Annotated in this window: 15 protein-coding genes; 13 read left to right on the top strand and 2 right to left on the bottom strand. The window is 66.4% G+C overall.

Annotated features, from left to right (window positions below; translation table 11 throughout):
- Positions 1–25: 25 nt before the first annotated feature.
- Together AC13FN_RS15005 and AC13FN_RS15000 are read left to right on the top strand one after the other, a co-directional pair.
- Entirely contained in the window at positions 26–5,350 is a 5,325-nt protein-coding gene (locus tag AC13FN_RS15005) for an ESPR-type extended signal peptide-containing protein (protein WP_482984715.1), read from the top strand.
- Positions 5,351–5,419: 69 nt separating this feature from the next.
- Positions 5,420–6,163, top strand: coding sequence for a hypothetical protein (locus AC13FN_RS15000; protein WP_482984714.1), 744 nt, complete (start codon positions 5,420–5,422; stop codon positions 6,161–6,163).
- 176 nt (positions 6,164–6,339) lie between these two features.
- On the opposite strand, the gene AC13FN_RS14995 is transcribed toward AC13FN_RS15000, so the two are convergent.
- Positions 6,340–6,984, bottom strand: coding sequence for a hypothetical protein (locus tag AC13FN_RS14995; RefSeq protein ID WP_012511978.1), 645 nt, complete (start codon positions 6,982–6,984; stop codon positions 6,340–6,342).
- A gap of 237 nt (positions 6,985–7,221) precedes the next feature.
- On the bottom strand, positions 7,222–9,645 hold the full coding sequence (locus AC13FN_RS14990; protein ID WP_482984713.1) for a penicillin-binding protein 1A: 2,424 nt from the start codon (positions 9,643–9,645) through the stop codon (positions 7,222–7,224).
- Positions 9,646–9,864: 219 nt separating this feature from the next.
- Between AC13FN_RS14990 and AC13FN_RS14985 the strand changes: the two genes are divergently transcribed.
- From AC13FN_RS14985 to AC13FN_RS14935, 11 genes are all read left to right on the top strand, one after another.
- The gene (locus AC13FN_RS14985) at positions 9,865–10,923 is read left to right on the top strand and encodes a pilus assembly protein PilM (RefSeq protein WP_010484061.1); all 1,059 of its coding nucleotides are present in this window, start codon (positions 9,865–9,867) and stop codon (positions 10,921–10,923) included.
- Positions 10,923–11,813 carry a PilN domain-containing protein gene (locus tag AC13FN_RS14980; RefSeq protein ID WP_010484062.1) on the top strand — a complete coding sequence of 297 codons (891 nt, stop codon included), beginning with the start codon at positions 10,923–10,925 and terminating at the stop codon, positions 11,811–11,813. The genes AC13FN_RS14985 and AC13FN_RS14980 overlap by 1 nt, the downstream gene beginning before the upstream one ends.
- Positions 11,810–12,466: a type IV pilus inner membrane component PilO gene (locus AC13FN_RS14975; protein ID WP_010484063.1), complete on the top strand. Its 657-nt coding sequence runs from the start codon at positions 11,810–11,812 to the stop codon at positions 12,464–12,466. Before AC13FN_RS14980 ends, AC13FN_RS14975 begins: the two co-directional genes overlap by 4 nt.
- 26 nt (positions 12,467–12,492) lie before the next feature.
- A complete protein-coding gene (locus AC13FN_RS14970) occupies positions 12,493–12,999 on the top strand; it encodes a pilus assembly protein PilP (RefSeq protein WP_010484064.1) in 507 nt (168 codons plus the stop codon).
- A 21-nt stretch (positions 13,000–13,020) separates the two neighbouring features.
- Positions 13,021–14,994, top strand: coding sequence for a type IV pilus secretin PilQ (locus AC13FN_RS14965; protein WP_197579276.1), 1,974 nt, complete (start codon positions 13,021–13,023; stop codon positions 14,992–14,994).
- Between the two features lie 173 nt (positions 14,995–15,167).
- Complete coding sequence (locus AC13FN_RS14960; RefSeq protein WP_019659996.1) at positions 15,168–16,193, top strand: AAA family ATPase; 1,026 nt, start codon at positions 15,168–15,170, stop codon at positions 16,191–16,193.
- A gap of 8 nt (positions 16,194–16,201) precedes the next feature.
- Positions 16,202–17,131 carry a DUF58 domain-containing protein gene (locus AC13FN_RS14955; protein ID WP_049461750.1) on the top strand — a complete coding sequence of 310 codons (930 nt, stop codon included), beginning with the start codon at positions 16,202–16,204 and terminating at the stop codon, positions 17,129–17,131.
- Positions 17,128–17,577 (top strand): DUF4381 family protein, encoded by a 450-nt coding sequence (locus tag AC13FN_RS14950; protein WP_049481677.1) that lies wholly within the window; start codon positions 17,128–17,130, stop codon positions 17,575–17,577. Before AC13FN_RS14955 ends, AC13FN_RS14950 begins: the two co-directional genes overlap by 4 nt.
- On the top strand, positions 17,574–18,578 hold the full coding sequence (locus tag AC13FN_RS14945; RefSeq protein WP_019338744.1) for a vWA domain-containing protein: 1,005 nt from the start codon (positions 17,574–17,576) through the stop codon (positions 18,576–18,578). Before AC13FN_RS14950 ends, AC13FN_RS14945 begins: the two co-directional genes overlap by 4 nt.
- The gene (locus tag AC13FN_RS14940) at positions 18,575–20,413 is read left to right on the top strand and encodes a tetratricopeptide repeat protein (protein WP_478415244.1); all 1,839 of its coding nucleotides are present in this window, start codon (positions 18,575–18,577) and stop codon (positions 20,411–20,413) included. Before AC13FN_RS14945 ends, AC13FN_RS14940 begins: the two co-directional genes overlap by 4 nt.
- Positions 20,410–22,125 carry a BatD family protein gene (locus tag AC13FN_RS14935; RefSeq protein ID WP_482984712.1) on the top strand — a complete coding sequence of 572 codons (1,716 nt, stop codon included), beginning with the start codon at positions 20,410–20,412 and terminating at the stop codon, positions 22,123–22,125. The genes AC13FN_RS14940 and AC13FN_RS14935 overlap by 4 nt, the downstream gene beginning before the upstream one ends.

Genomic DNA, 22,125 nt, shown 5'->3' with positions numbered 1-22,125 from the left:
TGAACTGGCTGTTAAGGAGTAAGCAATGAACCGTATCTACAGACGTGTGTGGAATCGAACCCGTCAATGCTGGGTTGTCGCCAGCGAGCTTGCGGGTATCCGCGGAAAGCGCTCGCAGCGAATGGCCACGGGACTCGCTGCCCTGCTTCTGGCTACGACAAATGCAGGCGCAGCTGAGCTGAGCGACAACGAACTGGAGTGGTGGGAGCGACAGACATTTACGGCTTGGATCATGGCAGCCAGTGTGCCCAGCTCTGCTGAAACGAACGCGCTGCGGGTACTGCGGAGAGATGCAGTGGCGTACACGACGGCGGGCGACTGGAATGTGACGTCAGGGGCGGAGAGCATGGCCGTTGGGCCGCAGGCAGAATCCACCGCAGACAACAGCATTGCGGTTGGCATCCGCACGAAGGCCAATGGTGCCTACAGCGTGGCCGTCGGCAATGGCACGATCACGGCAGGGACGCATTCTGTCGCGATCGGATTCGCGGCGGACACCCGGAATGGCGGCTACGCAACGTCGATCGGAACTTACTCACGGGCTAATGGTGTCGGGACGACGGCGCTGGGCCATAATGCCTGGGCTTATGGTGAGAACTCGATCGCGGTGGGAAGTGGCGCGCAGACCAATGACGCGTCTGCTGGTGTGTCGAGAATTGCGGTTGGTGGGGACGCTTACGCGGGCTCTTCAGGTTGGACGGGCGCTACAGCCCTGGGAGGGCGTTCGCGGGCGGAATATGACGGAGTCGCCTTGGGGTACGAAGCCAAGACGACCGCCAGTGGAACTGTCGCCTTGGGCCGTGGCGCTGTTGCTTCAGAGGCGAACACCGTTTCAGTCGGTAACGGATCTACCAAGCGCCGCATCGTCAACGTACAGGATGCCAGGTTGTCGGCGACTAGTACGGACGCTGTTACCGGCAAACAGCTCAATGACACCAATACCACCGTGAGTCGTGCGCAGACCGCCGCGGATTCGGCAGGCACCAAGGCTACCGCTGCGCAATCGACTGCCAACAGCGCCAATACCAATGCAAACAATGCACTGAGCAGAGTCAACGCGCTTGGTGGCTTGATCAGCCAGGTTTCGAGCAATGGCAATGTCCGCCTTGGGGCGGACAACGCCGGCACCGTGCTCGACGTGCGCAACAGATCCAATGCAAGCCGCCGCATCACCGGTCTGGCTGATGCCTCGTTGACGACAACCAGCACAGAGGCTGTGACAGGTAAGCAGCTCTCCGCCACCAATACCAACGTAACCAAGGCCCAGACTACGGCTGACGCGGCGAAGACAACTGCCACGGCAGCGCAGTCCGCGGCCAACACGGCTAACACCAACGCCAACACGGCACTGGCTAAAGCCAATACCGTAAGCGGGCTCGTCAGCCAGGTTTCCGCGACCGGTAATGTACGGCTGGGCGGTGAGAATACGGGCACTGTTCTGGATGTCCGCAACAAGTCCAATACTGTTCGCAGTATTACGGGCCTGAAGGATGGGACACTGAGCTCTACCAGTACCGAGGCAGTGACTGGCAAGCAGCTCAACGCCACCAATGCCAATGTCAGCAAGGCGCAGGCAGCAGCCGATGCAACGGCTGCGCGGCTGAATGCCAGTGCGGTGGCACTGGGCGCAGGAGCCGTCGCGGAGCAGGCCAGCTACGGCATCAGTACGGCGCTGGGCAACAACGCCAAAGCCTACAATGGCAAGAGCGTCGCCATGGGCGCAGACGCTCGCGCGACGGTGGATGACGCGGGTAACAAGATCAGTGGCAACGCGGGTGTGTCCATCGGTGCTGGAACCCGCAGTGGCAACGGTGCGGTGGCACTTGGACTGGACGCTGTGGCAACGGGTGATCGTGGTATTGCCGTCGGTCATGAGGCATCCGGCAAAGGCACGCACGCAACGGCACTAGGCTTCCAGAGCAACGCGTCGGCCAACCAGGCCACGGCCGTTGGGCGCGGCGCCGTTGCCAGCAGCCTGTATGCCTCCGCACTGGGTAATCAGGCGAGTGCCACGGCGCAGAGCGCGTTGGCGCTTGGTGATCGCGCCAACGCTGCACATGCGGGCGCGGTTGCGCTGGGTAATGGCTCAGCAACGACTGGGACCAATCAGGTCTCGGTGGGCAATGGCTCGTTGAAGCGCAAAGTGGTCAACGTGGCGGATGCCGCCTTGAGTACGTCCAGCAGTGAAGCGGTGACCGGCAGGCAGCTGCATGCCACCAACACCAGCGTGGCTGCTGTGAAGGCGACCGCGGACGGTGCGCAGGCGCGCGTGGCGGTACTGGATGGCCTGGTGGGGCAGGTGTCGGCAAGTGGCAACGTGCGCCTGGGCGCAGACAACACCGGTACCGTCGTCGACGTGGCCAACAAGAGTGGCGCCAAGCGCAAGCTGCAGAATCTGGCCAATGGCGTGCTCAGTACGTCCAGCACGGATGCCGTGACCGGGCAGCAGCTCAATGCCACCAATAGCGAAGTGACCAGCGTGCGCACGGCGGCAACCGCGGCGAAGACGGCGGCCGACGCTGCCCGTGGCGTGGCCGATGGCGCTGTGCAGAAGGCTGATGCCTTGGGCGGACTGGTGGGTCAGGTGTCTGCCAGTGGCAACGTCCGCCTGGGTGCAGAGAACACCGGCACGATTGTGGATGTGGCAAACAAGAGCGGTGGCAAGCGGCGCATCTACAACATCGCCAACGGCACGCTGAGTACGGGCAGCACGGATGCGGTGACCGGGCAGCAGCTGTTTGCAACCAATGCCTTGGTGGAGACGCAGCGGCAGGCTTTGGCTGGGCACGCGCAGCAGCTGACGGATCAGGACGGGCGTATCGCTGACAACCGGGTCGAGCTGGACGCGCTGCGTACGGACTTCGATAACTTCGATCCGGATCTGGATGGCGTGGTTAAGTTCAGTGCTGATCGTCGCTTGGTGGACATGGAAGGTGCGCGCGTATCGGGTGTGGCGGCCGGAGATATCAGTTCTGCGGCTAGTACGGATGCCGTGAATGGAGGGCAGTTGTTTGCGACCAACGCAAGGTTGGAGGAGCTCGCTGAAGCTGGAGAGCTTGTTTCAGTCGGCAGTGGTGGACCGGGCGTTGAGGCGGTCACAGGCTTGGTTGCAGTAGCAGTCGGTGATTCGACAAGGGCCGAAGGCGAGGGGGCAGTGGCACTCGGTAGTTTCGCCGTAGCAGAGGGTAAGAACTCCGTCGCGCTCGGGAGGGCTGCCAGTGTCGCGGCTAAGGCTGAAGATGGTTTCGCCCTGGGAGTAAGGGCATCGGTTGAGTCGGCAAAGGGTGTTGCAATCGGGGCCGGAAGTTCGGTTGCGGAAGGTGCATTCAATAGTGTCGCGATTGGTGCTGGCTCTGTCGCGAATGACGTGTTAACGGTCTCCTTTGGAGAGGGCGCATTGAAGCGCCGGCTTGTAAATGTTGCCCGAGGTATGGGTGAGAGCGACGCATCGACAATTGGTCAGTTGAGTGACGCCCTAGCTGCGCTTGGAGGCGGCGCTGGCGTCGGCCCAGGAGGCGATATTGTTGCTCCTGTCTATGGTGTGCAAGGCGGAGTGCAGAACAATGTCGGAGATGCCTTGGCTACGCTTGATGGTGCAGTGGTCAGGTCAGACAGTCGCGTAGATAGTCTCGAAGGTCAGCTGCGTGCGACGTTCCAACAGTCGCCCTCGACCAGGGCGGATGGAGTTGGCCAGCTGAACTTGGCAGGTGCGCAGGGCATGGTTCTGTCGAATCTGGCCGATGGACGCATTGCTGCAGGCAGCCGTGATGCAGTTACGGGTAGCCAGCTGTACGCAGCCAAGCAGGAAATCGCCAGGAATGGAGATGAAATCGAGCGTATGAAGAACATGTCAGACGGGGGTGTGAAGTATGCCCTCCAGGAAGTACTTGATCTGCGCGGTGGACCGATCGATTTCGCTGGATCGCGATTGACTGGGATTGATTCGGGTGACATCTCATCTGCCTTCAGTACTGATGCAGTTAACGGTGGTCAGCTTTATGCGACCAATGAACGAATCGCGAGCGTGGAATCGACTCATCGATTCTTTAAGATCGGTCGGGATGATCTGAGTGAGGACGCCAAGGCTGGATCGTTTGGTGTTGCGATTGGTGAATCCGCGCAGGCGACACCGCAGGATGGAAACGAGGGTGGAACAGCCCTTGGCGCTTATGCGATTGCTTGGGGCAAGAATTCGGTTGCGCTGGGTAGAGGTGCCTTGGTTGAGGAGGGGGCAGAAGGTGCATTCGCTCTCGGTGCTGGGTCACGTGCAGCAGGGGCTGATAGCGTGGCGCTAGGCTTAGTTAGCAGAACAGAAGTCGGTGCGGTCAGGTCTGTCGCTATTGGCATGGGTGCGATCGCCACGGAAGCTGACACGGCGTCCTTCGGAAACAGCCGATACCAGCGCCGCCTCGTCAACGTAGCCAATGGCCGCAACGCCAACGACGCAGCCACCATCGGCCAGCTCCGCGGCGCGCTGTCCGCTCTCGGCGGCAACATCGACGCCAACGGCAACGTCACCACCTCCGGCTTCAACGTCCAGGGCCAGCACCAGAGCACCGTCAGCGACGCTCTCAGCACCCTCGACTCCGCCGTAGTCACCACCGGCTCCCGCATGGACCGCGTCGAAACCCAGCTCCGTTCGGTCTTCCAGGAAGCCCCCTCCACCCGTAGCGACGGCACCGCTCAGCTCACTCTGGCCGGCGCCAACGGCATGGTCATCTCCAACGTGGCCAACGGCCTGATCGCGGCCGGCAGCCGCGAGGCCGTCAACGGTGGCCAGCTGCACGCCGTGCAGCAGCAGCTCAATGGCCGCATGGATGGCCTGGAGCAGCGCGTGGATGGCCAGCCGCAGTCGCGTGCGTTGGCTACGGCTTCGGCCGCGCCCACCGAACAGGTCACGCCAACGCCGGAAGCCAGCGATTCGCCGCAGGTGGCTTCGGCAGGCGAGGGCACGTCGCCCGCGCCACAGCCGAAGTCGAAGAAGGACGACACGCCGTCGCCCACGCCACAGGTCGATACCGCTGAACTGGAGAAGATGCTGGCCCGCGCCAACGAGTACACCGATGGCGCCATCAGCAACTTCGAACGCCGCCTGGACAAGATGGACAAGCGCTTCAACCGAATGGCCGCGATGAGCAGTGCGCAGACGGCCATGGCCATGAACACCGCTGGCTTGGCCACCTACAACCGCCTCGGCGCGGGCGTGGGCTATGCCGAGGGTGAGTCCGCCATGGCGGTGGGCTACCAGCGCGTGCTCAACGAAAAGGGCTCAGCCACCTTCAGCCTCAATGGTGCGTTCACCAATAGCGGTGAACGCAGCATGGGCGTGGGTGTGGGCATCGGCTGGTAAGCGATGGAGCCCCGGCGTGACGCGCGTAATCCACCCCGTCGCGCCGGGGTCCTGGCCAAGGAGATGGCAATGTACAGATGGGTAAGCGGCTTCATGAGCTATCGCACGTTCTATATCTGGCGGGCGCGCTATCGCTACTACACACGGAACCTGGATCTGTGGACGCTGATGAGCGGTCTGTGCATCGTCGGTCTACTGCTGGTCCTGTGGTACATGTGGCAGATGCTGGGCGTGCCGCCGCCGCGCATACATCCGGATACAGCGGCGCTGCGCATCGAGGGCGTCACCCACGAGGCGATCCATCGCATCGTGCTGGTGCGCCACGCTGGCGGCACGCGGGGGGCCGAGTTCACCACGCCGGAGGACGTGCGGGCGAGTACGCTGCGCACGATGCGGGTACGGCAGGTGATGGACAGCGAAGTGGTGTGGCGGCTGAAGGCCGACATGCTGGCGGACATCGCTGACTACATCAACGTCACAGGCGGGTGCTTTCCCTACGACTGCCGGCAGATTCGGGATCGGTTGGATCCCGTGCGCAAGGCCGCTGTGGAGAATGCGCAGATCAACGCCTCACTGGCGACGATCCTGGACGTGCCGCTGGACCAGATGCCGCTCTTGAAGGGCGGCGAGCGTGAGCGGGTGAAGAGTGGGTGGTCGGATACGTTCAACGACGTCTACTTTCAGGCCGGCTTGCTGCGGGACCTGCAGGCCATGCATGCGCAGATGATGCGGGAGTATCCGCAGCGAGCCCCCGCGCCCTGGTTGCCGCAGTTGCTCAGCGACCCGCTGCGCGATACCCGTTTCGTCTGGTAGCGGGAGCATGATGGGCGCCATCTGCCAGAGCAGGTAGCGCAGCTTTTGTAGAGCCGAGCCGCGCTCGACTGCTCTTCGGTCGGCAATCGGTTGCCTGAAGCACGGTGCGGACCAACGGTCCGCACCCACCACTGGCAGGTACCGCTACGCTCGCCGGCCATGGGCCGGCGCCACCGTCATCCGCCGATGTACGCGGTGATCTCCGCCTCGGCCAGCACCTGCCGCAACTGCGCGACAGACGCGCGCCGCATCGGCTTCTCATCCACGGGTGACAGCGGTGCTTGGCGCAGGGCATCGTACGGCAGTACGGCCAGGTCGAAGGTCAGTTCCTCGGCACTGAACACCCACACCGGCACATCCAGGCAGCGTTCGCGGTCCATGCGCAGGCGGCGCGTCCGTGATTCGGCGGGGATGCCGTGCTCGTCCAGGAAGCGATGCACGGCCTCCGGGTCGTCGCTGTGCAGGTGCAGCTGCACGGGGCTGTTGGCGTCGGCGGTGCCATCCAGCACCGGCCCGGCCAGGCGAGGGGCGAAGCCGTGCAGGAACTCCAGCGCACGCATCGCGGCCTCGCGGCGGCGTTGCAGTTCGTTGCCGTGCTGGGGCCCGGAGAACAGCCGCTGGTACTCGCGCAGGGCGTCTTCGATCTCGGTATTGCGGGGCAGGGAGGCATCGTCGTGGATGCCGAGCCGGCTGGCGGCCTTCAGCTTGGCCTGGTGGTAGTCGCGGATGCCGCCTTCGGCCATCAGGCGGGCGGCTTCGTGGGCGAGGCGGTGGCGCCGCTCGCGGGTCTGGCTGGCAGCATGCTGACGGGCGCGGTGCATGCGATGACTCCCTGTTGCGACCTGGGTACAGAGTAGCGCAGGGATGTGACATCTGCGTGGGTATGGCGCGGCGATGCCAACCAACGGTTGGCAGCTACCACGGCAAACGGGTGCCGTTGATCCTGTAGAGCCGAGCCCATGCTCGGCTGCTCTACCGCGGGCCACCGGAGCCGAGCATGGGCTCGGCTCTACAAAGGGCAGTGCCAACCAAGGTTGGCACCCACCCCCACCTGCCTCTTAGAAGATATCGAACGCGGCGGCGTCGGCCTGCGGCGTATTGAGGTTCAGGTCGTAGTCGGTCAGGCGGTCCATGTCTTCCACCTTCACCCACTCGGTCGCGCCGTTGAGGTTGGCCTGGACCATGCCGCTGGGCGGCTCGTTCTGCGCGATCGGGGTGTCCTTCAGCGCGGTGCGCATGTAGTCGATCCAGATCGGCAGGGCGGCCTTGCCACCGTATTCGCGGTAGCCCAGCGAGCGGAAGTCGTCGCGGCCCACCCACACGGTGGTCACGTACGGGCCGCCGAAGCCGGAGAACCAGGCATCGCGGTGGTCGTTGGTGGAGCCGGTCTTGCCGCCCACGTCCTCGCGGCCGAGCACCTTGGCCTGGGCACCGGTACCGCGCTGGACCACGTCGCGCATCATCGACACCAGCTGGTAGGCGGTGCGGGCGTCGATCGCGCGCGGGGCGGTGCGGGCATCGGGGTTGACCGGCGCGGCCGGGGTCTCGGCCTTGGCTTCGGCCTTGGCCGCAGCGGCCGGGTCCACCTTCGGGGCCGGGGCGCCGAAGTTGAAGCCGTCCACCACCTGGTTGACCGGCTGGTCGCTGCTGCCGGCGCAGTCGCGGCAGGCCAGGGCAGGATTTTCCTTGAACACCAGGTTGCCGTCGCGGTCATTGACCTGATCAATCAGCCAGGTGTCCACGCGCGAGCCGCCGTTGGCGAACACAGCGTAGCCACGGGCCACCGACAGCGGGGTGAGCGACGCCGTACCCAGCGACATCGACAGGTTCGGCGGCAGTTCCGATTCGGCGAAACCAAATTCGCTGATGTACTTGCGCGCGTAGTCCACGCCCATGCCATCGAGCAGGCGCACCGAGACCAGGTTGCGCGACTGCACCAGTGCTTCACGCAGGCGCATCGGGCCGCGGAAGCCGCCGCCGTCGTTCTGCGGCGCCCAGGTCTTGCCGCGGCGGTCGCGGAACACGACCGGGGCGTCGAGCACGATCGAGGCCGGGTTGTAGCCCTTGTCGAAGGCGGCCGCGTAGACGAACGGCTTGAAGCTCGAACCCGGCTGGCGGCGGGCCTGGGTGGCGCGGTTGAACTTGTTGCCGGAGAAGCTGAAGCCACCGACCAGCGCCTTCAGGGCGCCGCTGTGGGCATCCAGCGAGACCAGCGCGGACTGGCCGCGCGGGAGCTGGTCCAGCAGCCACTCACCTTCCTTGGCGCCAGCACGCACGCGCACGATGTCGCCGCGCTGCACCAGCTTGCCCGGGGTCTTGTTGGTCCACTTGGCGGCACCGGCCGGCAGCACGATCTCGCTGCGGTTGGCCAGCACCACGGTGGCGCTGCCATCGGCACCGGTGCTGGCGACGATGGCCGGCAGCAGGCCAGCCTGCCCGAACAGGCCGCGCAGGTGCTCAGCCAGGGCGGCGGCATCTTCGCCGGCACCCACCTGCACCTGCTTCTCCACGCCGTGCCAGCCGTGGCGGTGGTCGTACAGCAGCAGGCCGTCGCGCACCGACTGGTTGGCGGCGGTCTGCAGGGTGGCGTCGATGGTGGTGGTGACGTGGTAGCCCTTGTTGACCACGTCACCGCCGAAGCGGGCGATCATTTCCTGGCGCACCAGCTCGGCCACGTACGGGGCATCGACCTGCACCGGCGGCTCATGCGCGGTGGCGTGCATCGGCACGGCCTTGGCCGCGTCGGCCTCGGCCTGGCTGACGAACTTCAGGTCGGCCATGCGCTGCAGCACATAGTTGTCACGACGCTGGCGGGCGCGTTCCGGGTTGGAGATCGGGTTGCCCGAGGACGGGAACTTGGGGATGCCGGCCAGCGAGGCCATCTCGTCCAGGTCCAGCTCGTTCAGCTTCTTGCCGTAATAGAACTCGGCGGCGGCGGCCACGCCGTAGGCGCGGTTGCCGAAGAAACTCTTGTTCAGGTACAGCTCGAAGATCTCGTCCTTGCTCAGCTCGGACTCGATCTTCCGCGCCAGCAGGATCTCGGCCAGCTTGCGGGTGTAGCTGTACTCGGAGCTGAGGAAGAACTGGCGGGCCACCTGCTGGGTGATGGTGGAGCCACCCGGCACGCGCTTGTCGTTGGTGGTGGCCAGCAGCCACACCGCACGGCCGATGCCCATGTAGTCCACGCCGCCGTGCTCGTAGAAGCGGGCGTCCTCGGTGGCCAGGAAGGCCTGCTTCAGGCGCTCGGGCACGTCCTTCATGGTGATCGGGGTACGCCGGGTCTCGCCGAACACCGCCATCAGCTTGCCGTCGGCAGCGTAGACGTACATCGGCTCCTGCATTTCCACGTCGCGCAGGGTCTGCACGTCGGGAAGCTTGGAGGACACGGCGTAGTACAGACCGCCTACGGCGGCCGCGCCGATCAGCGCCAGGACCAGGACAATCAGGAAGATCCAGCGCAGCCAGCGGCGGAGTCGAGTCATCGGGTTCAGATTCCGATTGCGAATTTCGTGGTCGCAGAGTATAGATTACGCAAGGTGGCGGCTGGGGTCGTCGCCGGGGAGCGCAAGGGGAACAGTCAGGGGCTGCATGGTGAATCCGTGAGGGACTTCACAGCAGGGCCGTTGCCATTTGCTAAGAATACGTTATTAATGCTCGGGCGCAGGTCTTGCGTCCAAGTGCCCGTCGGCAGGGGAGAAACCGTGGGGCTCATCCCAAAAAGTCAGTCGCCGCTTGTAGGCGTCGACATCAGTTCGACTGCGGTAAAGCTTTTGCAGCTGTCCCGCAGTGGCAACCGTTTTCGTGTGGAACATTACGCCGTGGAACCTCTTCCGCCGAACGCGGTGGTCGAGAAGAACATCGTGGAAGTGGAGGCCGTGGGTGAGGCCATCCGCCGTGCGATGAACCGCTCGGGGAGCAAGGCCAAGCTGGCCGCTGCCGCCGTCGCCGGTTCGGCGGTGATCACCAAGGTGATCCCGATGCCGGCCGAGCTCGACGAAAACGACATGGAAGCCCAGATCGAGCTGGAAGCGGTCAACTACATTCCGTACCCGATAGAGGAAGTGAACCTGGACTTCGAGGTGATCGGGGCGATCCCGAACAACCCGGAGATGGTCCAGGTGCTGCTGGCCGCGTCGCGTTCGGAGAACGTGGAACTGCGCCAGTCGGCCCTGGAACTGGGTGGCCTGCAGGCCAAGGTGATGGACGTGGAGGCCTTCGCGGTCGAGAACGCCTATGCCCTGGTGGCCAGCGAGTTGCCGGTGTCCATCGAGGGCGTGGTCGCGCTGGTCGACATCGGCGCCACCATGACCACCCTCAACGTCCTGCGCGGCGGCCGCAGCCTGTACAGCCGCGAACAGGTGTTCGGTGGCAAGCAGCTGACCGACGAGATCATGCGCCGTTACGGCCTGAGCTACGAGGAGGCCGGCCTGGCCAAGCGCCAGGGCGGGCTGCCGGAAAGCTACGAGATGGAAGTGCTGGAGCCGTTCAAGGAAGCCACGGTCCAGCAGATCAGCCGCCTGCTGCAGTTCTTCTACGCAGGCAGCGAGTTCAACCGCGTTGACCACATCGTGCTGGCCGGCGGCTGCGCCGTGCTCGGTGGCCTGCCGGAAATGGTCGAGGAACAGCTGGGCGTGCCGACCGTGGTCGCCAACCCGCTGGCGCAGATGACCCTGGGGCCGAAGGTGAACGCGCATGCGCTGGCCCAGGATGCCCCCGCGCTGATGATCGCCACCGGTCTGGCGCTGAGGAGCTTCGACTGATGGCACGCATCAATCTATTGCCCTGGCGCGCCGAGCGGCGCAAGCAACGCCAGCGCGAGTTCTACGCAATGCTGGGCATGGCCGCTGTCGGTGGCCTGCTGCTGTCGCTGGTGATCTGGTTCTATTACGACCGCCAGGTGAGCGGCCAGATGGACCGCAACGCCTATCTGGAAGCCGAGATCGAAAAGGTCAAGGAACAGAACAAGGAGATCGACCGCCTCGACGCGCAGAAGGAACGCCTGCTGGCCCGCAAGAAGGTCATTGAGGAACTGCAGGCCAAGCGCTCGCAGATGGTGCACCTGTTCGATGCGCTGGTGCGCACGATTCCCGATGGCCTGGTGCTGACCGCGCTGAAGCAGGAAGGCGACGTGCTGACCCTGGAAGGCCGCACCCAGTCCAACGCCCGTGTTTCGGCGTACATGCGCAACCTGGAGACCTCCGGTTGGATGACCAACCCGGAACTGTCGATCATCGAAGCGCGTGATCCCGAGAAGGACAAGGACGGCAAGGTTGGCCCGCTGGCCGACATCAAGGCGCTGCCCTATGTGTTCGTGGTCAAGGTGAAGCTGCCGGCACAGAGTGAGGAAGTGGCCGGTACGCCAGGCCTCAACGCAGACGGTTCGGTGGCAACGCCGGCTCCGCCTGCAGTAGCCCCGCTTGCCGCCGGCCCGGATGCAGCGGCGCCTGCTGCACCGGCCGCAGGCCAGCCCGCTGCTGCTCCGGCTGCACCCGCCCCCGCCGCCGCTCCGGTCAACGCACCTGCTGCCACCCCGGCCGCGCCGAACCAGCCGGCAGCCCCGGCTGCCAAGCCTGCGCCGAAGCCCGAGGGCAGCCGCCTGGCGCAGCCGCCGCAGGCCTTCAACGCCCCGCTGCAGGGGGATCGCGCATGAGCCAGAAAATCGATCTGAAGAACCTGGATTTCAACGACATCGGCAACTGGCCGCAGAAGGCCAAGATCGTCTTCTGCTCGCTGTTGGCGCTGGTGATCATGTTCGTTGCGTGGATGCTGCTGATCAGTGGCAAGCGCGAGGAACTGGCCGGCCTGGAATCGAAGGAAGTCGACCTGCGTGCCGAGTTCACCAAGCAGCAGGAGCGCGCGGTGAACCTGGCACCGCTGAAGCAGCAGCTGGCACAGATGGAACAGGTGCTGCAGCAGATGTTGCGGCAGCTGCCCAGCAAGACCGAAATGCCTGACCTGATCATCGACATCTCGCAGACGGCGTTGTCCAGCGGCCTGACCAACGAGCTGTTCGAGCCGGAGCAGGAGCAGGTCAAGGAGTTCTACGCCGAAAAGCCGATCAAGCTGCGCATGGTGGGCAGTTACCACCAGTTCGGTGCTTTCGTCAGTGGCGTGGCGTCGCTGCCGCGCGTGGTCATCCTGACCATGCACGACATCAACCTCAAGCCCAAGGACAAGGCCACCGGCAACGCCCGCAGCGGTGCGCTGGAACTGTCCGGCACGGTCAAGACCTATCGCTATCTGGATGAGACCGAGGTGCAGGCACAGCAGGCGGCTGACGCCGGCAAGGAGGAGAAAAAGTGATCCGTTCCCTCTTTGCGCGTTGTGGGATGGCTGCGGTCGTGCTGATGCTGGCCGCGTGCGGCCGCGATGTGACCAGCACGCCGGGTGATGCGCCGAACCTTGAAAAGTGGGTGGAAGGCGAGCGTGCCCGACCGGCGCAGCCGCTGGAGCCGCTGCCGGTGATGCAGCAGTTCGAAACCTTCGAATACTCCGCACAGGGTCTGCGCGACCCGTTCACCGATGCCTGGACCAATCCGCAGCAGGGGAATGGCGGATTGCGTCCGGATCCGAACCGGCGCAAGGAGCCGCTGGAAGGCTTCCCGCTGGATGCACTGGACATGGTCGGTACCATCGGCACCGGCGCCGCTACCGTGGCGCTGGTGATGGGGCCGGACAAGGTGACCTACCGGGTACGCCCGGGTGGGTACCTTGGGCAGAGCGACGGGCGGGTCACGGCGGTCTTCGAGGACCACGTGGAGCTGATCGAACTGGTGCCGGATGGCGCGGGCGGCTGGCTGGAACGGCCGGCAACGCTCTCGCTTGAAGATCAATGATCGTTTACTGGGGATAGCACGATGACCTTTCACCAAGCCAAGGGGCTGCGTCCCATCCGGCGCTCTACCTTGAACCGTGTCAGCGCGTTGGGAGTCGCGCTGATGCTGGCCTGCGCTCCGGCGCTGGCCGCCGCACCGGCCGAGAAGCCGGTGGGCGCCACCGTGGCACCGGCGGCAGCGCCGGCGGGCCTGTCGGTGGCCAAGATCGATTTCAAGCGCGGCGATGATGGCGCCGGGCGCCTGATCGTCCAGTTCGACGGCCAGGGCGCGGTCCCGGACCTGCGTACGCAGGGCAACAGCGTGGTGGTCGATGTCGGTAACGCCCGACTGCCGGCCAACCTGCAGAAGCCGATGAACGTCACCGACTTCGCCACGCCGGTGCAGCGCATCGACGCCAAGCCGTCCGGTGCCGGTACCCAGCTGGTGCTGAGCACCGGTGGTGCAGTGGAATCGCTGGCCTACCAGAGCGGCAACGAGTACGTGGTGGAGATCAGCCCGCGGCAGGCGCCCGCCGCGGTGGGCGCGGTCACCGCCGGCAGCGTCACCCAGGCCGCCAAGGCGGTGGGGCAGCGTGGCTTCACCGGCAAGCCGGTGACCTTCAACTTCCAGGACGTGCCGGTGCGCACCGTGCTGCAGTTGATCGCCGAAGAATCCAATCTCAACGTGGTGGCGTCCGATTCGGTACAGGGCAATGTGACCCTGCGCCTGGTCAATGTGCCGTGGGACCAGGCGCTGGACATCGTGCTGCGTGCCAAGGGCCTGGACAAGCGTCGCGATGGCAGCGTGATCTGGGTCGCTCCGCAGGCTGAGCTGGCCAAGTTCGAGCAGGAGAAGGAAGACGCGCGCATCGCCATCGAGAACCGCGAAGACCTGGTCACCGATTACGTCCAGATCAACTACCACAGCGCCACGCAGATCTTCAAAGCGCTGACCGAGGCCAAGGGCATTGGTGGCGGCAGTGGTGGTGGCAATGGCGGTGGTGGCGGTTCGTCGCAGGAAGACAGTGGTTTCCTGTCCTCGCGCGGCCGTATCGTGGCCGACGAGCGCACCAACACGCTGATGATCAGCGACATTCCGAAGAAGATCGCGCGCATGCGTGAGCTGATCGGTGTGATCGACCGTCCGGTTGACCAGGTGCTGATCGAAAGCCGCATTGTCATCGCCACCGATACCTTCGCCCGCGAGCTGGGTGCGAAGTTCGGCATCAGCGGCAGCCGCGACAACGTGTACTTCAGCGGCAGCCTTGCTGCCAACGAGGAAACCCGCAAGTCGCAGGTCGATACGGCACTGGCCAACGCCAAGGCGGTCCGTGAGTGGCAGGCGGGTGGCAGCGTCGGCCCGGCGCCGATTCCCAGCGGCCCGACCATCAAGCGCGGCCTGAACTGGAACCTGCCGGTGGCTACGGCCAGCAACCCGGGTTCGTTGGCGCTGTCGATCCTCAACGCTGGCTACCTGCTGGACGTGGAGCTGTCGGCCATGCAGGAAGAGTCGCGAGGTGAGGTGATCTCCAACCCGCGCGTGGTCACCACCAACCAGCGCGAGGCGATGATCAAGCAGGGCAAGGAAATCGGCTACGTCACCATCAGCGGCACCGGTGCTGCCGGTGGCGCCGGTTCCACCCCGAACGTGCAGTTCAAGGAAGTGGTGCTGGAACTGCGGGTGACCCCGACCATCACCAACGACAACCGCGTGTTCCTCAACATGCAGGTGAAGAAGGATGAAGTCGACCGCCTGATCGAGCTGCAGGGCTACGGCACGGTGCCGTCGATCAACCGCCGCGAGGTCAACACCGCGGTACTGGTCGAGGATGGGCAGACCGTGGTCATCGGTGGTGTGTACGAGTTCACCGACCGCAGCAGCATCAGCAAGGTGCCGTTCCTGGGCGACGTGCCGTTCCTGGGCAACCTGTTCAAGAAGCGTGGCCGCAACAAGGACAAGGCCGAGCTGCTGGTGTTCGTGACGCCGAAGGTGTTGCGCGTGGCCAAGCAGAACTGAGCCCGCGCCACCCGCGAAACGAAGAAGGGCCGCCATGCGCGGCCCTTCTTCGTTTCCACCCGTAGATCCACGCCATGCGTGGATGGGCCGTTCAGCCGTTCTTGATGCCAATCGCAGGGCACCCTGCGATGATGTCGGGAACCCGTGCCGTCCCGCGCCGGTCAAAGGCCCCCATGAACCTGCCACCGCCGATGCCCGAAACCGTCTCGCCGCCGCCCGCGCCGGCCACCTCCCGCCTGCATGGCGCCTTCACCCAGCTGCGCGATGCCCTGTCGGCAGAGATCGTCGGCCAGGCGGCACTGGTCGAACGCCTGCTGATCGCGCTGCTGGCCGATGGCCACCTGCTGGTGGAAGGCGCTCCGGGCCTGGCCAAGACCACGGCGATCCGCGCGCTGGCCTCGCGCCTGGAGGCTGACTTCGCCCGCGTGCAGTTCACCCCGGACCTGCTGCCGGCCGACCTGACCGGCACCGAGATCTGGCGCCCGCAGGAAGGCCGCTTCGAATTCGTACCCGGACCGATCTTCCACCCGATCCTGCTGGCCGATGAAATCAACCGCGCGCCAGCCAAGGTGCAGTCCGCATTGCTGGAAGCGATGGGCGAGCGCCAGGTTACCGTTGGCCGCCACACCTACGCGCTGCCGCCGCTGTTCCTGGTGATGGCCACGCAGAACCCGATCGAACAGGAAGGTACCTTCCCGCTGCCGGAAGCACAGCTGGACCGCTTCCTGATGCATGTGCGCATCGGCTACCCGGACCAGGCCGCCGAATCGGAGATCCTGCGCCTGGCCCGCGAGCGTGCCCGCGGCGCGTTGGGCGAAGCCGCACCGGCGCCGGAGAAGCTGCCGATGCAGGATGTGTTCGATGCCCGCCGCGAAGTGCTGGACCTGCACATGGCGCCGGCGCTGGAACGCTACCTGATCGAGCTGGTGCTGGCTTCGCGTGATCCGGCGCGCTATGACGCTGGCCTTGGCCGCCGCATTGCCTGGGGCGCCAGCCCGCGCGGTTCCATCGCACTGGAACGCTGCGCGCGTGCGCGCGCCTGGCTGGCCGGTCGCGATTTCGTCACCCCTGATGATGTGCGTGCGGTTGCCGCCGACGTGCTGCGCCATCGCGTGCTGCCCAGCTACGAAGCTACTGCCGAAGGCTGGGATGGCGAACGCCTGGTGCAGGAGCTGCTGGCCCGGGTGCCGGCACCCTGAGCCTGCGCATGACCGATCCATCCCTGCACCACGCCTCTTCCGTCAGCGACGGTGACGGGCTGCGCCCGCAGCTGTCCGAACTGGTGGCCTTGCGCCGGCTTGCACAGCGTCCGCCGCCGCCACGCCGTGGCCGTGCCGGCAATGCCGGGCAGGCGCCGTCACCGCTGCGTGGGCGTGGCATGGAATATGCCGAGTCACGCGAGTACGTGGCCGGTGATGATGCGCGGCATATCGACTGGCGGGTGACCGCACGGACCGGTCGTGCCCACACCAAACTGTTCCAGGCCGAACGCGAGCGGGTCAGCCTGATCGTGGCCGATACCTCGCCGGCCCTGTACTTCGGCACCCGCGTGCGCTTCAAATCGGTGCAGGCCGCACGTGCAGGCGCCGTCGCCGCGTGGTCGGCGCAACGTCGTGGCGATCGCATCGGTGCCCTGCGTGGCAGCGACCGTGAACCACCGATCGCACCGGCAGGAGGCCCGCGCGGCGTGCTGCGCGTGCTGGATGCGCTCACCCGCTGGTATGCGCAGCCCCCGGCCGATGACCTTGGCCTGGAACGCGCGCTGGACCATGCCGGTCGCGTCCTGCGCCCGGGTGCACGTGTGCTGGTGCTGGCCGATCCGCAGCAGGCCATCCGTATTCCGCCTGCGCGCTGGAGTGCGCTGGCCCAGCACCATGACCTCAGCCTGGTGCTGCTGGTCGATCCATTGGAACTGCAGCCTCCGTCGGCCGCGCTGCAGTTCCAGACCCTGCAACAGCGCATCGGCCTCGACCTGCGGCGCAGCGAGGTGCAGGCTCATTGGCAGGCCCACTTCGTCGAACCGCTGCAGGAACTGCGGCGCCAGCTGGGAGCGCGTCGCGTCGATGTGCAGGTGCTGTCCACCGATGCGCCCAGCGATGCCTGGCTGGCACCATCCCCCACCGAGGTGCCGGCATGAGCGCGAACCTGCCGCTGCGCGATGTGCAGCTGCCGCCGGCGCCATCATGGTGGCCACCGGCACCGGGCTATCTGATGATCGGCGGCGTGGTGCTGCTGTTGCTGGTGGCGATGGCCTTCCTGTGGTGGCAGCGCCGCCGACGCCGCCAACGCTGGTTGCAGGTGTTTGATCAGGAGCTGGCAACCACCGCCGATGCGGCTGCCGAACTGGCGGCGATCGCAGGGCTGCTGCGTCGCGCCGCACGCCAGACACAGCCCGGCAGTGAATCCCTGCGCGATGACGCCTGGTGGCAGCGCGTGGATCCGGAAGGCACGCTGCCCGCGGCACATCGCAGCCTGCTGGCGGAAGGTGCCTATCGCCCACGAGTGGACGCCAACGATGTGGCGGCGCTGCGCAGCTGGGCGCGCGAGCGCTACCTGGCCATGCTGCTGGAGCGCCGCCGATGAACCTGCTGGCAAGTTACTGGCCATGGCCGGACCTGCAGCTGGCGTGGCCGCTGGCCCTGCTGGCGCTGCCGTTGCCGTTGCTGATGCGCTGGTGGAAGCGTCGTGCCGACCCCGGCGCTGCACTGCGCGTGCCCTATGCAGCGACGGAACTGGAAGCGCTGGCCGGTGGCGGCCGCGTCGATGTGTCGTGGCTGCGCACGCTGCTGTTGTGGCTGGGCTGGTGCGCGCTGTGCATCGCGCTCACGCGCCCGCAGCAGTTGGGCGAGGCCATCACCCCGCCGCAGCAGGGCCGGCAGATGATGCTGGCAATGGACGTGTCCGGCAGCATGGGCGAGGGCGACATGGTGCTGGGCGGGCAGGCGGTGGATCGCCTGACCGCGGCCAAGGCCGTGCTCGCCGATTTCCTTGATCGTCGTGCCGGTGATCGCATCGGCCTGCTGATCTTCGGCGACCGCGCCTACACGCTTACGCCGCTTACTGCCGATCTGGCCAGCGTGCGCGACCAGCTGCGCGACAGCGTGGTCGGCCTGGCCGGGCGCGAGACGGCCATCGGTGATGCCATCGGCCTGGCAGTGAAACGCCTGCGCAGCCAACCCGAGGGACAGCGCGTGCTGATCCTGCTGACCGATGGCGTCAGCAACGCCGGCGTGCTTGAACCGCTGCGTGCGGCGGAAGTGGCCCGTGCCGAAGGTGTACGCATCCACACCGTCGCGTTTGGTGGCGATGGCAGCATGCGCCTGTTCGGCATTCCCATTTCCGCCGACCAGGATCCGGTCGATGAGGCCACCTTGAAGAAGATCGCGAGTATGACCGGCGGCCAGTTCTTCCGCGCCCGCGATACCGCGCAGCTGGCCGGCATCTACGCCGAACTGGACCGGCTGGAGCCGATCGCGGCGAAGGGGCCAAGCCTGCGGCCGCGCGAGGAGCGCTATGCCTGGCCGTTGGGCCTGGCGTTGTTGCTGGGTGCGTTGGCATGGGTGTGGCCGGAGCGCCGCCGATGATCGCGTTGGCATCCCATCTTCCCGACTGGAATGCGCTGCATTTCCTGCGCCCGGAATGGCTGTGGGCCTTGCTGGCATTGCCGCTGATCCTCGCGCTGGCGTTGTACCGGCAGCGGCGCAGCGATGTGTGGCGGACAGCGGTCGATGCCCACCTGTTGCCGCATCTGCTGGCTGCGGGCACGCGCCGCCGTGCACGCCTGCCCTGGGCCGTGCTGCTGGGCTGGACGCTGGCCTCGCTGGCCATGGCCGGGCCGAGCTGGCGCCAGCAGGCACAGCCGATGTTCCAGGCCAGCGCACCGCTGCTGGTCGTGCTGGATCTGTCCAGCCGGATCAATGCCACCGATCTGCCGCCGTCGCGCCTGCTGCAGGCGCGGGCGAAAGTGGGTGAGCTGCTGCGTGCCCGCCAGGGCGGACAGGTGGGCCTGGTGGTCTACGCCGAGGATGCCTACACCGTGGCGCCGCTGACCGACGACGGCAGCAACGTTGCGCTGTATCTGGACGCGTTGTCGCCCGATGTGATGCCACGTGACGGCCAGCGTGCCGACCGCGGTATCGACTGGGCGACGCGGTTGATGCGCCAGATCGGGGCATTGCGGGGGCAGATCCTGCTGGTGAGCGATCAGGCGGATGATGAAGCGGCACTGGCCGCCGCGCAGGCGCGCAGCCTCGGCCTGCAGGTGTCGGTACTGGGCCTGGGCACAGCTGCCGGTGCGGCGTACCGGGATGGCAGTGGGCAGATCCGCCAGGCTGCGCTGGATGAAGGCAGCCTGCGTGCGGTGGCTACCGCCGGTGGTGGCCGTTATGCACGCATCGCCGCCGATGACAGTGATCTGCGCGCACTGGGTGTACTGGATGCACGCGAAGGTACTGCGGCGCAGCGGCCCGGCGAGGGCAAGCACTGGCGTGATGAAGGGTTCTGGCTGCTGCCACCGGTGATGCTGCTGGCGCTGCTGGCCTTCCGCCGCCGCGCGCTGCTGGCGGCGGTGCTGGCGGTGGGCCTGCTGCCGTGGATGAGTGATGTGCAGGCGCAGGCACCCGCCGTGCCGGCTTCACCGCCAGCGCAGGGCACACTGTGGAAGCGCGCCGACCAGGTGCAGCACCAGCGTCTGGCCGAAGGTGCGCAGGCGTACCGCAATGGCGATTTCGCCAGTGCCCGCAAGCAGTTCGAGGGCATCGACAGCGATGCGGGCTGGTACAACCTGGCCAATGCACTGGCCCGCCAAGGCAACTACGACGAAGCCATTGCCGCCTACGACCGCGCGCTGGCACTGCATCCCGGCATGGCCGACGCGGTCGCCAACCGTGCCGTGGTCGATGCCGCGCGCAAGCGCAAGCAGTCGGGTGGCAAAGGCCAGGATCAGCAGAAACCACCGCAGAACGGGCAGCAGAAGCCACCGCAGAACGGCCAGGGGCAGCAGAATCCCCAAGGCCAGCAGCCGCAGCAGGGCCAGCAGAATCCCGGCCAGGGCCAGCCGCAACCGGGCCAGCACGGGCAGCCCAAGCCCGGTGACGACAAGAACCCGTCGAGCCCGCAGCCCGGCGAGCGTGGCCGCGATGGACAGCAGGCGCCACCACAGGTGGAGGATGCCAAGGCGCAGGCCCAGGCGGATGAGCAGCAGCGCCAGCGCATGCAGCAGGCAATGCAGCAGGCACGTGAAGGCAAGGGCGAACAGGATGGCAAGCCCGTGCCGGGTAGTGACGGCAGCACCCCGCGCCAACGCGAGGAGCAACAGGCGGTGGAGGCATGGATGCGGCGCGTGCCGGATGATCCGGGCGCACTGCTGCGGGCCAAGTTCCAGCTGGAAAACGAACGCAGGAAGAGGGAAGGGCGATGACGCGGGCGATCAACATGCACGGGCGCTGGCCACTGCAGGTACTGGCGGCACTGCTGCTGTGGCTGCCGATGCTGGCCTGGGCGCAGCCGCGCGCGTGGCTGGACCGCGACCGCATTGCGATGGGTGAGACGGTCACCCTCAATGTCGAGAGCGATCAGGGCGCACCAGACTTCACGCCGTTGCGTACCGACTTCGATCTCAGCGGCCAGACCAGCAGCCGCCAGGTGGAGTGGAGCAATGGCAGCATGCAGCAGCGCAATCTGTATGGCGTGGCACTCACGCCGCGGCGTAGCGGTGCACTGGTGGTGCCGGGCCTGCAGGTGGGCAGCGTGCGTACCGCGCCGCTGACCCTGCAGGTGGATGCCGCTGCCGTGGCCGGCCCCGACAGCAACGCGGTGGCCTTCATCGAAACCGTTGTCGATGACCAGACGCCGTATGTGCAGCAGAGCGTAGGCGTGGTGGTGCGGTTGTATTTCGCCTCGCAGCTGGCCTCCGGCGAACTGGTGCTGGATACCCCGGCAGGTGCGTCGTTGCAGCGGGTGGGCGATGACCGCACCGATGTGCGGCAGGTCAACGGCCGCCGCTACAACGTGGTCGAACGGCGCTTCCTGCTGATTCCTGAGCGCAGCGGTGCACTTCGGCTGGCCGGTGCGCGTTTCAGTGGGCGCAGTGCCGGTGGCTTCTTCGACGACTTCTTTGGCGGCGGCGACGGGCGGATGAATGCCACCGGCGCCGACCGCACGTTGCAGGTACAGGCACAGCCGGCACAGGCGCCGCAGCCGTGGCTGCCGCTGCAGGGCCTGCAGCTGCGCTACACCAGTGCACCGACCAGCGCACGTACCGGTGAGGCGGCCAACGTGGTGGTCGAGGCGATTGCCGACGGTGCCACCCGCGCGCAGTTCACCGACCTGCCGGTGCCCGACGTTGGCAGCGCCGCGCAGGTGTTCGCCGAACCGGCGCAGTACGAAGAGACCTTCAACGGCAGCACGCCGCGGCTGAAGATCACCCGCCGTTACTCGATCGTGCCGCGCCAGCCGGGTTCGCTGGTGGTGCCGGGGCCGCGCCTGCCGTGGTGGGACGTGCGCAATGGCAAGCCACAGGAAGCGAAGCTGCCGGACCTGACACTCGCCGTCGCAGCCGGTAATGGCGGTGGCAGTGCTTCACCTGCGCCGCTGCCGCCGATCGACACCGATGCTGCGCTGCCGGGGGGCGATGGCCAGGACAGTCGTATCGCGGCCACCGATCCGCGCGCCAGCGGCCTGGCCGAGCGTCCGTGGCCGTGGATGGGCGCCGCCATCGGTCTGGCGCTGCTGTGGCTGCTGACCCTGTTGTGGGGCTGGCAGCGTGGCCGTCGCCCGCGCGTGGCGTCGCCTGAGGCGGGCAGGGGGGCTGTGCCGGCTGTGGCGACTGGACGTGCCGGCCTGGCCGAACTGCGCCGCGCGCTGGATGGTGAAGGCTTCGATCAGGTAGAAGCTCAGCTGTGCGCGATGGCCAGCGTTGAACGCATCGAGCAGGTCATCGCGCGGTTGGATGACCCGGCCCAGCGCCAGGTGCTGCAGGACCTGCAGCAGGCCCGCTGGGGCGGGCAGGGTGATCTGGCGCCGCTGCGCACGCGCCTGCGCGAGGTCTTCCGTGACGGACCGCACTGGTCGGCGGCGGCGATCACCGCTGACACTGGCCTGGCGCCGCTGTATCCACCGCGGCGAACCTGA

This window comes from Stenotrophomonas sp. 115C5 (genome assembly GCF_056861055.1).
The sequence above is the reverse complement of the archived record's forward strand: the minus strand, read 5'-3'. Positions and strand labels throughout refer to the sequence as shown.

Excerpts from the sequence above, each read along its gene's own strand:
- AC13FN_RS15005 (WP_482984715.1), top strand. The coding sequence starts at position 26 with ATGAACCGTATCTACAGACGTGTGTGGAATCGAACCCGTCAATGCTGG.
- AC13FN_RS15000 (WP_482984714.1), top strand. The coding sequence starts at position 5,420 with ATGTACAGATGGGTAAGCGGCTTCATGAGCTATCGCACGTTCTATATC.
- AC13FN_RS14995 (WP_012511978.1), bottom strand. The coding sequence starts at position 6,984 with ATGCACCGCGCCCGTCAGCATGCTGCCAGCCAGACCCGCGAGCGGCGC.
- AC13FN_RS14990 (WP_482984713.1), bottom strand. The coding sequence starts at position 9,645 with ATGACTCGACTCCGCCGCTGGCTGCGCTGGATCTTCCTGATTGTCCTG.
- AC13FN_RS14980 (WP_010484062.1), top strand. The coding sequence starts at position 10,923 with ATGGCACGCATCAATCTATTGCCCTGGCGCGCCGAGCGGCGCAAGCAA.
- AC13FN_RS14975 (WP_010484063.1), top strand. The coding sequence starts at position 11,810 with ATGAGCCAGAAAATCGATCTGAAGAACCTGGATTTCAACGACATCGGC.
- AC13FN_RS14970 (WP_010484064.1), top strand. The coding sequence starts at position 12,493 with ATGGCTGCGGTCGTGCTGATGCTGGCCGCGTGCGGCCGCGATGTGACC.
- AC13FN_RS14965 (WP_197579276.1), top strand. The coding sequence starts at position 13,021 with ATGACCTTTCACCAAGCCAAGGGGCTGCGTCCCATCCGGCGCTCTACC.
- AC13FN_RS14960 (WP_019659996.1), top strand. The coding sequence starts at position 15,168 with ATGAACCTGCCACCGCCGATGCCCGAAACCGTCTCGCCGCCGCCCGCG.
- AC13FN_RS14955 (WP_049461750.1), top strand. The coding sequence starts at position 16,202 with ATGACCGATCCATCCCTGCACCACGCCTCTTCCGTCAGCGACGGTGAC.
- AC13FN_RS14950 (WP_049481677.1), top strand. The coding sequence starts at position 17,128 with ATGAGCGCGAACCTGCCGCTGCGCGATGTGCAGCTGCCGCCGGCGCCA.
- AC13FN_RS14945 (WP_019338744.1), top strand. The coding sequence starts at position 17,574 with ATGAACCTGCTGGCAAGTTACTGGCCATGGCCGGACCTGCAGCTGGCG.
- AC13FN_RS14940 (WP_478415244.1), top strand. The coding sequence starts at position 18,575 with ATGATCGCGTTGGCATCCCATCTTCCCGACTGGAATGCGCTGCATTTC.
- AC13FN_RS14935 (WP_482984712.1), top strand. The coding sequence starts at position 20,410 with ATGACGCGGGCGATCAACATGCACGGGCGCTGGCCACTGCAGGTACTG.